The sequence below is a fragment of the Coleofasciculus sp. FACHB-712 genome (assembly GCF_014695635.1).
Classification (GTDB): Bacteria; Cyanobacteriota; Cyanobacteriia; order Cyanobacteriales; family FACHB-T130; genus FACHB-T130.
Genome location: NZ_JACJOQ010000548.1, coordinates 1 through 13,898, shown reverse-complemented (window position 1 = coordinate 13,898; position 13,898 = coordinate 1). Strand labels below are relative to the sequence as shown.

10 protein-coding genes are annotated in these 13,898 nt (G+C 47.3%); 4 read left to right on the top strand and 6 right to left on the bottom strand.

Going from position 1 to position 13,898, the window contains the following annotated elements:
• From H6F50_RS19390 to H6F50_RS19380, 3 genes are all read right to left on the bottom strand, one after another.
• Positions 1 to 629, bottom strand: a 629-nt coding sequence (locus tag H6F50_RS19390) for a ferritin-like domain-containing protein (RefSeq protein ID WP_190429962.1), incomplete at its 3' end; no start/stop codon positions are given.
• The gene (locus tag H6F50_RS19385; RefSeq protein WP_190429961.1) at positions 626 to 1,474 is read right to left on the bottom strand and encodes an SDR family oxidoreductase; all 849 of its coding nucleotides are present in this window, start codon (positions 1,472 to 1,474) and stop codon (positions 626 to 628) included. The genes H6F50_RS19385 and H6F50_RS19390, both read right to left, overlap by 4 nt.
• On the bottom strand, positions 1,471 to 2,721 hold the full coding sequence (locus tag H6F50_RS19380; protein ID WP_347277187.1) for an aromatic ring-hydroxylating dioxygenase subunit alpha: 1,251 nt from the start codon (positions 2,719 to 2,721) through the stop codon (positions 1,471 to 1,473). Before H6F50_RS19380 ends, H6F50_RS19385 begins: the two co-directional genes overlap by 4 nt.
• Positions 2,722 to 3,121: 400 nt before the next feature.
• On the opposite strand from H6F50_RS19380, the gene H6F50_RS19375 reads away from it, so the two are divergent.
• Entirely contained in the window at positions 3,122 to 4,591 is a 1,470-nt protein-coding gene (locus H6F50_RS19375; RefSeq protein WP_190429959.1) for a hypothetical protein, read from the top strand.
• A gap of 155 nt (positions 4,592 to 4,746) precedes the next feature.
• Here the strand turns inward: H6F50_RS19375 and H6F50_RS19370 are convergent, their stop codons facing one another.
• On the bottom strand, positions 4,747 to 6,378 hold the full coding sequence (locus H6F50_RS19370) for a cyclic peptide export ABC transporter (RefSeq protein WP_190429958.1): 1,632 nt from the start codon (positions 6,376 to 6,378) through the stop codon (positions 4,747 to 4,749).
• A gap of 105 nt (positions 6,379 to 6,483) precedes the next feature.
• Positions 6,484 to 8,196, bottom strand: coding sequence for a phospholipase D-like domain-containing protein (locus tag H6F50_RS19365; RefSeq protein WP_347277186.1), 1,713 nt, complete (start codon positions 8,194 to 8,196; stop codon positions 6,484 to 6,486).
• Between the two features lie 332 nt (positions 8,197 to 8,528).
• On the opposite strand from H6F50_RS19365, the gene H6F50_RS19360 reads away from it, so the two are divergent.
• From H6F50_RS19360 to H6F50_RS19350, 3 genes are all read left to right on the top strand, one after another.
• Entirely contained in the window at positions 8,529 to 8,909 is a 381-nt protein-coding gene (locus H6F50_RS19360) for a hypothetical protein (protein WP_190413403.1), read from the top strand.
• Between the two features lie 66 nt (positions 8,910 to 8,975).
• Complete coding sequence (locus H6F50_RS19355; RefSeq protein ID WP_190429957.1) at positions 8,976 to 10,166, top strand: cysteine desulfurase family protein; 1,191 nt, start codon at positions 8,976 to 8,978, stop codon at positions 10,164 to 10,166.
• 242 nt (positions 10,167 to 10,408) lie between these two features.
• Positions 10,409 to 11,161, top strand: a complete 753-nt coding sequence (locus tag H6F50_RS19350; protein WP_190413407.1) for a DUF1995 family protein — start codon at positions 10,409 to 10,411, stop codon at positions 11,159 to 11,161.
• On the opposite strand, the gene H6F50_RS19345 is transcribed toward H6F50_RS19350, so the two are convergent.
• Complete coding sequence (locus H6F50_RS19345; RefSeq protein ID WP_190429956.1) at positions 11,158 to 13,668, bottom strand: diguanylate cyclase; 2,511 nt, start codon at positions 13,666 to 13,668, stop codon at positions 11,158 to 11,160. The two genes, H6F50_RS19350 and H6F50_RS19345, sit on opposite strands and share 4 nt — an antisense overlap.
• Positions 13,669 to 13,898: the final 230 nt, after the last annotated feature.

Genomic DNA, 13,898 nt, shown 5'->3' with positions numbered 1-13,898 from the left:
ATCTGGTTGAACAGAGTGACTCCGGTGCCGTGGTGACGGCTCTCGTCTTGCAAAAATCCCTCGAATATCCCAGCTAGCTGAGGATTTACACAGTCTTTGGCGAGACTTCTGTAATGGCTCAAACCCCACCCCTCTAGCACTACCTGAAGCACAAATAGCAGGACTGTTTTATCCTGGGTTTCCACCAAATCTGCCAGGAAGCGCAAGAAGGGGTCGTCTGTCCCCAGGAGGTGTTTTTCAGGCAAAAAATGACTAATCTGGGCAAGGTGAGTCACTTCGTCGGAGCTGAAGAGTGCGTAGAGCATTCGCTCCTCGGTGGTTTCTGCCAGCAGCACCATTTTTGCCATGTAACCGACTCCGGCTTTTTCGATGAAATAGGCTTCTTCTATGAGTCCGCTACTGCATCGCCGCAGGATTTCTGCTTGCTCTTGTTGGCTAGAATCTTGGAAAATCTGGACTTTCTCAAGACTAAAGTGAGCGGCGTCCCAGTAGGAATTGCTCATAAGTTCTGGGGAAATCGGCTCTTCACCCAGCCGACTCTTCAAGGCTGAGGAGAGTACGCGACGCAGCTTGTCGTCAGATGGGATGTGAGGCAAATCGAAGCCTGCTGTTTTTTGGTATTGATTCATCGGCTTTGTCTCCCCATAAATAGCCGTCGATAAATCATTTTTGATAACGGTAGGCGCACCCTATCTGGCAAGATTTGTTGATAAATATGGGTAAAATTGGCATCCCAGCCGACTCGACGGCGGAGTTGGCGATCGCTTCCTTCGGCAATATCAGCAACCCGTTTGGCGACCAGATGCGTATTATCCTGAGCCGTTGAGATAACTCGCTGATTCAGCCTCCGGTAGTTTTCCGTCTGGATTCGATAAGTTTCAGCGTTTCCTTCCCCCCAACTCATATTCTTGCCATTATTCGTCGTCTTGCTGGCTCCAGGTTCTACCAAGGCGACACGAACCCCGTGGGACTCAAGCTCGTAATAAAGACTCTCTGCTAAGCCTTCCAGAGCATACTTGCTGGCGCAATGAGCCGAGGTCAAGGGAAAGCCGGTAAAGCCGAAGGTGGAGGAGATAAAAATTAGGGTTCCCTGCGCTTCCCGAATCAACGGAAGCAAAGCGCGAGTCAGGAACACCCCACCGAAGAAATTCACCTCAAATTGACGGCGGATTTGCTCCTCGCTCAAATCCTCCAAAGCGCCGTAGAACCTGTAGCCTGCATTATTTACCAAACAATCCAGCCGACCTGTTTGGCGAACTGCCTCAACTACGGCATCTCGTTGGCTGGGTTCGGTGATTTCTAGACTGAGAATCGTCAAGCGATCGCTATATCTTTCTAACGATTCTGCGAGGATTTCCCGTCGCTGCGGTGCGTTCCGCATCGTACCAATGACGTGCCAACCCCGCCGAAGAAACTCATCAACCATAGCCCGACCAAAGCCGGACGAACAGCCTGTAATCAATACAGAACTCATCTCGCCTCCGGGGTTAGGGAGAGAGGAGGAAGGACTGAGGGCTGAGGACTGAGTGCTGAGGAGGGAGGACTGAGGACTGAGGAAGAATTCTCCTTTACCTCTCGGCTTCCCTGACCTTCGGCTGCGAGAATTGGGGAGTCCTGCACCTCCTTCCCTTGCAGGGAAGGGGGTTGGGAGGTTAGGTCTGCCTTATTCAAATCATATTGCCGATGCTCCTCCTCCGGCAAAGCCGCCTCCCAAGTTCCCCACGCGATCGCTTTCTGTTTCTCGACGTGCTGGATGAACTGGATAATCGACTTGTCCTCTTTCGTCGGAGTCTGAAAGTCAAACTTAATCGTTTGGAAAACTTGGGTGTCTCCTTTGGCAAAGTAATTCCCCACCATCTTCGTCAGCCAAAGTACGATTCGGTTAAAGATCCAACCGAGTACACCCAGACGCTTCTTAGTAATTAATAAAGTCTGTCCTTCAGTTTTTCCGGCTTCGGTGAGGCGAAGGGCAAACATGATGTAGAAATGGAGGAAGTCTGGCCCAAGTGTCACAGTGCCAGTGCTGCCGTACCAGTAGCACATACTATAAGTAACTTCATTTTTATATAAGGGGCGGATTAGTTTTACAAACAGAGATTCGTCCCCTCCCCGCGTAGTGTTGCTGAAAGCGATCGCGTTTTCGTCTTCCTGCTTCTCAAACACAATTTTCAGTGGCAGGTTGTGAACGGTATTGAAGTGTTGGGCGTCGATAGCGTTGATCATCACCACGTTGGGGTGACAGTTCTTCACGAAGCAAGACGCGATCGCCGCATCGCATTCTTCGTCTTTGAGTTCGGGAGGACACGGCAAAGGCTGTCCTGGCGTTTCTCCAGTCCACACCCACACCATCCCGTATTTTTCCGCCGTAGGCCAACTTTGCACCTTAGCTGGAAGCGGCTTTTCCAAACACGGAATGTCGATACACTTCCCCGCTTGGTCATACTTCCAATTGTGAAAAAAACAGCGAATACCATTGCCTTCGACTTTTCCTTCGGCAAGGTGTGCGCCCATGTGGGGGCAATATGCATCGAGAGCGATCGCTTTCCCATCCTTGCCCCGATAAATCGCCAGTTCCCTTCCCAAAAGGGTTACAGGCTTCACCTCACCCACCTTGAGATTGTGAGAGGGAATAGCCCAATACCATCCCTCAATAAAGCGATCGGGATTGTTAAAAGTTTGGGTTTTGCGAAGAGAATTAGACGCTTGCAAATTAAGATTCACCATAATTTATATAGTAATAACGTTCAAAACTTCACGCCTGCGTGAATGTGCCGATCTAGAAAGCTTGACATAGGGAAGTTTCCCCCCTCCATCCACCCCTAAAATCAGTTTGGGGTTCCTATTTCTTTATTACATACACTAAGAATTTGCAAAGCTCTGGAATTTATGACTTAGTTTAGTAAATTTTTGTTTCAATCTAATTTAATTCGTTCAATATTTCATTAAGCAATATCTAAAAATTGTTCAATTTTTAGTTTGTCTTATAGTACTCTGCGTTTAGCGTTAGAAATTTAAGACTTATTTATAGACTCTTCTTGTCTTCCCTCTCTTTCCTTCGTGTCCTTCGTGCCTTCGCGGTTCGTAAAAAAAGAAAACTTTCCAACTTCTTTAGCACTACTCCATGAAATTTAAACCATTCATAAAAAACTCTTTAGGGTCGGAAAGATTAGCCGAAAGAGTGTATCAACGTGCCCAACGAGGCGTACCCGCTTACAAACAGTTTTTAGGAACTCAAGGAATTAAAGCACGAGTTCCATTTAACCAACTACCTTTGTTAGATAAAAAATATTATGCTTTAGCTTATCCATTTGAGGAATTGCTAGCAGATAATGCTGATAAAATTTATGCGATCGCTCGTTCTTCCGGATCATCCGGAAACTCATTTTATTGGCCTATTCTAAAATCAAATAGCCGTTTTGTCGGTCTTAAAACCCGGATATTTCTGGAACGAACCTTTGCTGTACACAAGAAAAAAACGCTGGCAATTGTTGGACTTAGCTTAGGAAGTTCTCTCGGAGGAGTATCGTTTTCCTGGGCGTTAAATAATATGGCAGCGAATACGCCTTATCCTTTCTGGGTATTCTGCCCAGGTATCCAGCAAGATGATATTATTGAAATGATCTGCAAGATGAACCAATTGGTAGATCAGATTATTCTATTGATTGTACCATCTGCGATCGCGCATCTTCATCTAAAGGCAAGTGAGCAAAAGCGATCGCTTCCATTAGAAAAATTAAGATACATCGTAATTGGTGAACCTTTTCCAGAAAGTATCCGCACTTCTTTGCAAAATCGGGCGGGGATAGCAGAAGATATTCCATTTATGTTTTCCATGTACGCCAGCGCCGATACTGGGGGACTGGGAACTGAATCTCTCGCTTCGATCGCTTTGCGAAAACTACTGTATCGTAACCAGAAACTTGCTAATTCGCTAGGTCTAGAATCTCCCATTCCTCACTTCTTTCATTTCATTGCTTCTGACACTTTTGTGGAACTTGTTGATGGTCACTTTTGCGTGACTCGTTGGCAAGGAATTCCGCTAGTGCGCTACATTCTCTACGACCGTGTTGCGTTATATAGTTGGAGCAAATTAAGAAAAGCAATTCTTACTTCGGACAAGCTAGATTCTAAGGATGAAGCTTTAGTTAAGATTATTGCAAAATCTAGCCCTTGGCTTCCAAATATTTTAGCAGTCACGGGTCGCTCAGATAGTTGTTTAATTCTTTTAGGAACTAATCTGACCGAATATATGTTGGATGCAGCGGTAAAATGCGAAGAACTCAACGATATTCTCACCGGACTATACCGCGCCCGAATTGTTTACGAAGAAGATCAACAGTATCTAGAGTTCGATTTGGAAGTTCGGCAAGGCGTCACATCCGATGAAGCAGTAAGCGATCGCGTCTATCACTCTTTAGTAAAAACATTAGGGCAAGTTCAACCCGAATTTCTTGATGATTGGAAGCGCGTTTTTAGCGCTTGGGACAACGTTCCGAATAAACGTATTCTCCGGCTGAATTTTTTACCTTGGCCTGATTTATCTCAGAACACAGAGAACACTATCAAACAAAGAGGAATTGTTAATCAGTAATTATAAAGGATAAAAAAATTTACCCTCATCTTTACTTACGAAAATTCTTTCAATTCTCTCATAAACGAGAAAGAAGCATATTTCCCCCTCCCCGTGAACGGGGAGGGTTGGGGTGGGGTTCCGAATTATAAGTAAGAATTCAAGAAAACATATCATTAACGATGTAAGTTTTTATCATATTGCACCTTCCCATAATCTAACTTCACAATCCTATCGGCAACTTCAAAGTACCGGTCATCGTGACTAACAACTAAAACCGTCTTGCCTCTACTTTTTAACTCTGGCAACAGTTGAGTGTAAAAAACTTCTTTGAATACAGGGTCTTGGTCTGACGCCCATTCGTCAAATATATAAATAGGACGATCTTCCAAATACGCCGTTAATAAAGCAAGACGCTTGCGCTGTCCTTGGGATAAAGCAGTAGTGGAAAGAATACCGTCTTTTACCTGCACTTTACGATCTAATTCCAGCTTTTCTAAATACTTTTGGGTTTGGTTAGTTAGTGATGGAGTGTCTAATCCTAGAAGACGGTTGAAGAGATAGAAGTCAGAGAAAACAACTGAAAACTGTTGGCGATACCACTCGCGATTTTTATCTGTAATCGCTTTACCGTCAAATTGAATTTCTCCCGATTCCGGAATATAGAGTCCAACTAGCAGCTTCACAAGAGTAGATTTGCCACTCCCGTTCCCACCCACAATAAACACTAATTCTCCACGATGAAAAGTTACGTCGAGTGGCCCTAGAATGAAGCGATGTTCTTCCCGTTCCCCACGGTAAGCATGAGTCACCCCCACTAATTTTAAAGAACTCCACTCAAATTGTGAATCTAGGGTCGTTGTCAGATGCTCCTCAGTTCTCTGGGCTACCAACGATAAGCCAAGCGATTCAATCTTATCTAAAGCAACATTCGCTCTACTTAAATCGGGAAGAGTGTTTAAAATCCCCCGCAACGGAGTAATCATAAATACGATTGTTAAAGCGTAGCCGGATAGAACAGAAACAGGAATATTTCTTAGCAAAGGTAAACCAAAAATCAGCAACCCAATGGGAACGAAGAACAACAGTAGCCCCCAACTTCCAGCAAAAGCGAAAATACTCATTGCCGCAACTCGGTAATGGCGCGAAGATGCAGCGGCAGCCTGGAGGTCTTGAGAGAGAAACGCTTGGCGTCTAGAGTGGTGCAGCTTGAGTTCCTTCGTCCCCTCCGTGGTAGTCCGAAAATGCTCGTATAACCTATCTCGCACTTCGCGGGAAAGCTTGAAAGAATCCCTACCCTTCGTCACCAGTAGAGTATGACTCAAGATTCCTAACGCCATGAAACCTAGGATGAAAAAGAAAAGAGGTACAGATAGCCAGCTCAAATAGAGCAGGCACCCCACTAAAATGGCGAGATTTACAAATAGTCCAGAAACGGAAATAGAGGCACTAGAAATTACCTCAATATCTTCTGTGAGGGTCGCGAGAAGCCGGGAGGAACCAATTTCTTCTAAGTGACGCAAGGGACAAGCCAGAATGCGTTGATTTAAGAGCATTCGCAGATTGAAGATGACCTCCTCTGCTAATCGGGCAATCAGGACTTGGGACGCAGTCATGGTCACAAACAGAAGAAAGCACAAACTAACAAAGCTCCAAGCCAGGGTCGTTGTTGGTAGTTGAATATTTCTTAAGGTGAGGTTAATCAGGGCTATTAGACCCGCACTACTCCCACCACTGAGAAGACCCGTCAATGCAGCCAAAATGACTGTTACCCAAGAATTTTTGAGGAGAAGGCGGATCAGCTTCATGGCATAACACCCCAGTACATTAAGACCAGCACTATCCTGTCAGATGCTAGTCCAATTGTCGTTAGCGTTGGCAAATTGTCCCGATCCGGAAAGAAGGAGTAGTTGCTACCAAGTCACGCGATCGCTTAATTTTTCGAGCAAGCTGGGGCCAACTCCTGGCACTTTGTCAAGGTCTTGTAACGAGGTAAAAGATTTCTGCTGACGCGCCTCAATAATGCGTTGCGCTAATTTTGGCCCAACTCCAGGCAATGCCTCGATTTCTTCTTGAGTTGCAGTATTGAGGTTGACCAGATAGGGATCGGGCTTAGGGCTAGGGACAGAGGATTGAGGAGAATTAGAGAGACTTTTCGGTGGTTGCGCCTTTTGAATCGGAAGTTTGGCTTTTGGATTGGCAGTTGGAGTGGTTTGGGAGGGTTGAGAAGCTGTTGTTTGCTGGGAACATTGTTTCTGTTGTGCCTGTATTTTCTGCCCAATCCCATCAGGAACACCTAACACAGCATTCTTATAAAGGCGGTCAAATTCGCGCTCATAATGGGCAGCAACCGTCGGACTTTCAATGACTAACACCGTCTCATCATTGCCGCTATTGGCGGCTTCTGACCAGTTGTGGGAGCCAGTGATGACGTTTTTTTTATCCACTACCCCAAATTTGTGATGCAACAAATCGCCCTTTGGCAGTAATGGCACGCCAACTGTGGTAATTGGTTCTTGCCAGGGGCGGTTATCAACCTCATACTTGCATTGATTGCTTAGGGCTTGCCCCATCATGTCCAAAGCTTCACTGTAGGGGCGATAGACAAAATCGGGATCGATTAAAGCCCGTACCTGCACCCCATTTTGATGGTCGATTTCTAGAATATTCGCTAAATGCTGATCGGAGAAGACAAACAACGCCATATCAACACTTTGGGCGGCGGTACTTAAGGTTTTGCCAATTAAGCCGTTACTGGTTTGATTCCAGGGTTGAGTGGTCGAAGTTGGGGAAAACTGGACGGTGACGGTGGTATTGACCAACTTGACTTGCTGTGGGGGTCGATAGGGCTTTTTGATGCCAAATTTACTATCCGGGTTGCCTCCTGGCCCATCGCCCCACATCACGTTAAACTCTTGGGTGAAAAGGGTTGCCAACTCCGGACTATCGATTTTTAGCAAGTTATTGGCATTGCCCAAACTGCTAGGCTTGGCAAAATCACCGTGAATATCCGACGTTGTAAAGTTAGCGGAAGTCACGATAAGTTTTGCGTTATCGACAATCACAAATTTGTGATGCATCAGGCTGCTGCCTTTGGAACCGTCAGCGGTATCGTCAATTGTCGGAATACCCGCATTGCGTAACATGACCAAGGCATCTCCTTGGTTAATTTCCGCTGGACTGAGCTGATTATCGTCGTTGCGGTCTACTAATTTGAGAAATTCTTGATAGCGTTGCTGTTCTCGTTGCGGCAGTTTTGCTAACTCTGCTGAAGCGATCGCACTGAGAGGACGACTGTAGGTATTTTCTAAAATTACCCGAACTTTTACCCCAGCCTTTTTGCGATCCACTAGCGCTGTTGCAATCTTCGGTAAGCGCAACTCCTGCACCGCCACATCAACGCTGGATTTCGCAGACGCGATCGCATCGACAATCTGTTGCTCTAAATCATCTCCCTGTCGTCGTTGCTGGCGATACGGCTCAGTATATTCTGCCGTTTGGGCGTGGTTGAAATATACCTGAACAAAAGGATCTTGCGGCAGAGGCGTGAGACGGGAATTCTTCGACTGCACTCGCTGACACGCGCCGAGAGTTAGCGCCAGCAGTAACGTGAAACCCAGACGGATTGTCGGCGGGGAAAAAAGAAGATGCACGGGAAGTTGGATTCGCTGATAGATGCTGATAGATACAGAGGATAGGCGAACTCGCCATCCCTTTTTTACGTCATCGAAGCATAAATTTCTTTCATCACCCACACGATAACCTGACGGATTCGTGGTGTCATCACCGATTTTTCGTCAGCAAGCGAAAACGATTCTCAAAGACTTGCCCCTCTTGCATTAACATAAACTGCAAGCGGACAAAATATTCGATCTTGTCCAACCGCCCACGGCGGAGAGTTTCCACAGGATAAAAGCTTTGTGGGGGTGGGAGGCACCAAGCCACACCACTATTTTTTATGCCAACCAGAAAAAAAACGTTTTCGTGCGGTCACAAAGGTCATGGTCAAACCTGCCATCGCTGCGTTCAAGAACGCGCCACCTGGATTCAAAGAAAACAGGAAAAACAGGAGTGGGAAGAATCTTTTTCACTCGATCCGATTAATTTAAGACATCTTCCCGCTCATTTGGTAGTGAAGGCGCGTGCCATCATCGCTAGATTGGAGGGTAGCCGGAACTATATCGAATTTCGGGGCAAGCGGATGCGCCACAACCGCTTGATTATTAGTATCCCTTTGAGCCGCGACTACCGGATGATTTGCCGCGACTGCGGGACAAAGCTGGTGCCAGAAGAAGTCATGTCTCACGAAGAATATAACGTCTGTAAACCGGGTAGTTAGGTGAGAGACGCTCTAGCGAGAGGCGCTATATGCTGAAAGAAGAGACAGCCTGTCGCTTAATCAACCATGCAAATTTATCTGGATTATAGTGCTACTACGCCCACTCGCCCAGAAGCGATCGCAACCATGCAAACTGTCCTCACCCAGCAGTGGGGCAATCCTTCCAGCTTGCACGAGTGGGGGCAACGGGCAGCAACGGTTCTGGAACTGGCAAGAATTCAGGTCGCTGGACTCATTAACGCACCGGCTGAGTCGATTATCTTCACTTCTGGCGGCACCGAGGCAGACAATCTGGCGATTATGGGGGTTGCCCGCAGCTACAGGACGCCCCAGCATATCATTATCTCCAGCGTCGAGCATTCAGCCGTGTCAGAACCGGCGCGTTTATTAGAGTTGTGGGGTTGGCAGGTGACGCGGTTGCCGGTAGATACTAAAGGGAGGGTGAATCCCACCGATTTAGAAAAGGCACTGCAACCGAATACAGTCTTAGTTTCGATTATTTACGGGCAAAGCGAAGTCGGTACGGTGCAACCAATTGAGGAATTGGGCAAGATTGCCCACTCCCACGGGGTGTTGTTTCACACCGATGCCGTCCAAGTCGCTGGACGCTTACCGATTGACGTGCAGCGGCTGCCAGTGGATATGCTTTCTCTTTCCAGCCACAAAATCTATGGCATTCAGGGCGCGGGTGCGGTTTATGTCCGCCCTGGTGTAGAGTTAGCGCCTTTATTGTGCGGGGGAGGGCAAGAAATAAAACTGCGTTCCGGAACTCAGGCTGTTCCTGTCATTGCTGGTTTTGGCGTGGCGGCTGAGTTAGCGGCGCAAGAATTGGGAACAGAGACACCGAGATTGATAAAATTGCGCGATCGCTTATTCTCCCATTTAGCGGATGTTCCCCACCTCATCCCCACCGGCGACAGGCAGCATCGGCTACCCCACCACGTCAGTTTTAGCGTCATCGGAGAGAGTGAAAAAGTTACCGGAAAAACCTTGGTGCGGCAGATGAACCTGGCTGGAATTGCCATCAGTGCCGGTTCTGCCTGTCACAGTGGCAAACTCAGCCCCAGCCCCATCTTGCTGGCAATGGGATACAGCGATGCAGTTGCCTTAGGAGGCTTTCGCTTCACCCTGGGACGGGACACCGAGGAAGCGGATGTAGACTGGGCAGCAATGGTGCTGAAGCAAGTTTTAGAGCGATTGATGCCTGTTTCCAAGAATAGCTTTCAGCCGGAGCGAGTTTTGAGTTTAGAATTTTGAATGCTAACGACTCACAGTAATCAGTAGGTGGGAATCATCAACGACAACATTAAACCGAATCCCCAACCTCCTTCCCGTACTGCGCGTTCCGCGCCACTTCCCTAACGGAGGCAAGCAGCAATCCCGACACAATTAAAACATTCTTTCTCTTGTCCCCTTTCCTCTTAGGAGAGGGTTAGAAAGAGGTTTTTTAATCAATTTGACATTTTGGCTGAATCCACTTAAATTCAACAATTTTCGAGATGGCAGAACTTCCTAAATCACTAGAAGAAGCGATCGCGCAATCCCGCGAAGCAACCCAAGCTGCGATCGCCAATGGTTACACCCGCATCAAGGTCGAGTTAGTCTTCCCAGAACTCAAACCGATGCCCGTCGCCTTGCAATTTATCGAAGCCTTTGAGGAGATGGCATCGGAGTTGAAAGTTTTCTTTCCCGACGCCGGGGCAGCTGCCCTTGCCCGCCGCGACTGGGGACAAGTACCCTTTAAAATTACAGATATTGGCAGTAGCCGAGCGTCGGTAGATGAGAAAATTCACCCAGAAGATCGTGTTTTCTTGTTCGTTGAACCTTCCGCAGTAGAAGTCTTGCAAGTGGAAAAACTGTGCGAAGCAGCAGGCGATCGCCCGGTTGTTCTCCTCAACCCTAATCTAGAAGACGCCGCTATTATTGGCATTGGCTACGCGGGACGACAATTGCGCGATCGCTTCCTGACTACCCTGGAATCTAGTTACTATCTCAGACCCCTCGACGGTGCTGCGGTGCTTCGCTGCTACCCGTCCCCCTGGCAAGTTTGGCAGGAAACCAAGGACAACTATCAGCTGATTGCCGAAGTTTCTACAAAACCCGTGGGCGAAGAACTTGACAACATTCTGGCAGGAACTACTCAGGGTAAGGACGCCGCCAATCCCAGCAACCGCAGCAGCGACACCGCAGCGCCGAAAAAACCTGGATTGTTCACCAATTTACAACGGTTCATTCGTACCCTGAGCCGTTAATTGTGTGCGGAATAGCGATCGCGCCCTGCGGCTTTTGCCTGATAGAGGGCGGTATCTGCTGCGGAAATCAGCATTGCTGGTGAGGATTCTAAAGTTGGAATTACACTAGCAATGCCCAAACTGAGCGCGATCTGCTGACTAGCTTGAGAATTAACGTGCGCGATCGCTAACGCCTTCACTTCAGCGCGGATTTGCTCAGCAACTCGGATTGCTCCCTCAACTACGGTATACGGCAAAATTATCGCAAATTCTTCTCCCCCGTAACGAGCTACTAAATCCGTCGAACGCTTCACTGCACGCCGAATCGCACTCGCCACTGCCTTTAAACATTCATCTCCCGCTTGATGACCGTAAGTATCGTTATAGAGTTTAAAAAAATCGATATCGCCCAAAATTAATGATAAGGGTGCTTGCTCTCGCACCAGCCGCTGCCACTCACTATTCAGATACTGGTCAAAGCAACGGCGATTCGCTACCTGAGTCAAGCCATCTAAAACGGCAAGGCGCTGCAACTCCTGATTCGCTTCCTCCAACTGTTGATAAAGTTGGGCTTGTTTAATCGCGATTCCCGCCTGTGTTGCTAATTCTTGGAGTAAATTAATCTCTAGCTGCTGCCACTGTCGCGGTTGCGAACAATGATGAGCAATCAATAATCCCCACAAATCCTCGCCTTGGAGGATGGGAACCACCAAGTTTGCTCTCACCTGAAACTGAGCCAGTAAATCAATGTGACACGGACTTATCTTTGCCGTATAAATATCTTCAATCGCTAGAATCCGACCGTTTTTGTAAGGCTCCACATAAGTTTGTGCAAAGCAATGGTCTGTCATCGTCGAGCCTAAAATTGGCGTCCACCGAGAATCGACCGACTCAACTGCGATAACGCCACTCCAGTCTGGATGAAAGCGGAAAATGACTACCCGGTCGCAGGCAAGAAATTGTCGCACTTCTGTCACCGTCGTGTTGAGAATCTCCTCCAGCTTCAGAGATTGACGGATTTGGTGAGTAATTACCCGAATCAACGACTCCCGCTTTGCCTGCTGCAACAATGCCTCTTCAGTGGCTTTGCGCTGGGTGATATCCGTTACCATTCCCAGGACTCCCGCATATTTTCCCACTTGATCGAAGATGGGATTGGTAGAAACAATTGCCCATAGATCGGAGCCATCCTGACGGCAGAATTTAAAATCATGTTGTTCTTTAATTCCTTGGCGGCGACGCTCCATGAAAGCTTTTGCGATCGCGCGACCTTCGTCATCCATAAAAGCAAACAAAGGCTTGCCTAGCATTTGAGCCGCTGTTAGTCCTAGCATTTGTGCCATCTGGTTATTCACAAAAGCTGTATTCCCCTCTGGATCGAGAACCCAGATCCCTTCAACGGTGGTTTCGACAATTCGACGATACCTCGCTTCGTTTTCCCGTAGTGCTTGCTCTGCCTGCTTGCGCTCGGTTAGGGAAGCAATAGAATTAGCCAAACTTCCAATCCATTTCAGGAATGAATCATTGCATTGAACGATTTCCCGATGGGCTAAACTTAAAACTCCGATCGACCGTTGGTTGACGATCATCGGCATACAAATGAAAGTTTTAATCTCTGACTGCGAGAATATTTTATTAAAGTTACTATTCTTGGCTGACTGCGAAAGATCCGTCTTCACGACAGGTTGACCCGTGCGAACCACACTCCCCGAAAGTGTCTGCTCTACCGGCACCTCCAGAACAGTTGTATCCGCAAGCAAGGGAACTCCTTTTAGCCCTGCAAACACCATCATTTGCCTTGCTTCGTCATAAAGTTCGATGGTGATAATCGGAAAACCAGTATCAATACTAATTTGTTCAACAATCTCTTGAAATGCGGCGTGAAGAGATTGAGTCCCCTGCGCGATTTCTGAAATTTTGTATAGCGTTAGCCGTTCTAGATTACACAGGGTGAGCTGATTTTCTGAGTGCTTGCACTCGGTAATATTCTGAGCTTCGGCAATCAATAAAGGTAGCGTATGCTGTGCCTCAACAAACTCTGTTTCTACCTTCAAAAGCTTCAACGAGAAGTCAAAGGTGGCGACAGTCTCTCCAACACCCCGCATCTCAACTTCGTAACTCACGATTTCTCCGGCTGCTGCTTGAGCGATCGCGCATTTTAAACGTTCCTGGATCTCTGGCGAAACGCTCCACCACGGCGCTTCCCAAAAAAAACAACCTATTACATCACTTGCAGTGATTCCACCAAAGTTTAGCGCCGTCTGATTGGCTTCTAGGACAATCCCGTCTGATTGCAGTAGCGCGATAAATTGGGATGTTTGATTAAAAATAGCGCGGAATCGTCTCTCACTTTCGCTTAACGCTGTTTCAAACCTTTGTCGTGAGAGAATCTCTTTTTGGAGTTGTTCCTTCGTCTGGATCGGTTGATCTATTAATGCTGCAACTAGCTCTTCAAAATGCTCTAACTGTCCGCGAGGAGTTGTTGCCTGAGAACTGTCATCCCAGGGTACTAATTGATGAGGGTTCATTTCCTACACTCCTAATACCATTGGCGCAAAAATACCCCTCTCCACAAGAACAGTAGCCAAGCGATCCCCTGAGCAAATGATGCCATACCATAGGTTTACACATCCGCCCCAAGGATCGTTAAAGAAAACATAAAATGTTATTAATCTTTCGCTGAGCGGCGGCTGAAATTTGAAGTTGAGGCGGCTTGATGGATGCGATCGCTTGGGTTAGCCATTGGATGCAGATTTTT

Excerpts from the sequence above, each read along its gene's own strand:
- H6F50_RS19355 (WP_190429957.1), top strand. The coding sequence starts at position 8,976 with ATGCAAATTTATCTGGATTATAGTGCTACTACGCCCACTCGCCCAGAA.
- H6F50_RS19375 (WP_190429959.1), top strand. The coding sequence starts at position 3,122 with ATGAAATTTAAACCATTCATAAAAAACTCTTTAGGGTCGGAAAGATTA.
- H6F50_RS19345 (WP_190429956.1), bottom strand. The coding sequence starts at position 13,668 with ATGAACCCTCATCAATTAGTACCCTGGGATGACAGTTCTCAGGCAACA.
- H6F50_RS19360 (WP_190413403.1), top strand. The coding sequence starts at position 8,529 with ATGCCAACCAGAAAAAAAACGTTTTCGTGCGGTCACAAAGGTCATGGT.
- H6F50_RS19350 (WP_190413407.1), top strand. The coding sequence starts at position 10,409 with ATGGCAGAACTTCCTAAATCACTAGAAGAAGCGATCGCGCAATCCCGC.
- H6F50_RS19385 (WP_190429961.1), bottom strand. The coding sequence starts at position 1,474 with ATGAGTTCTGTATTGATTACAGGCTGTTCGTCCGGCTTTGGTCGGGCT.
- H6F50_RS19370 (WP_190429958.1), bottom strand. The coding sequence starts at position 6,378 with ATGAAGCTGATCCGCCTTCTCCTCAAAAATTCTTGGGTAACAGTCATT.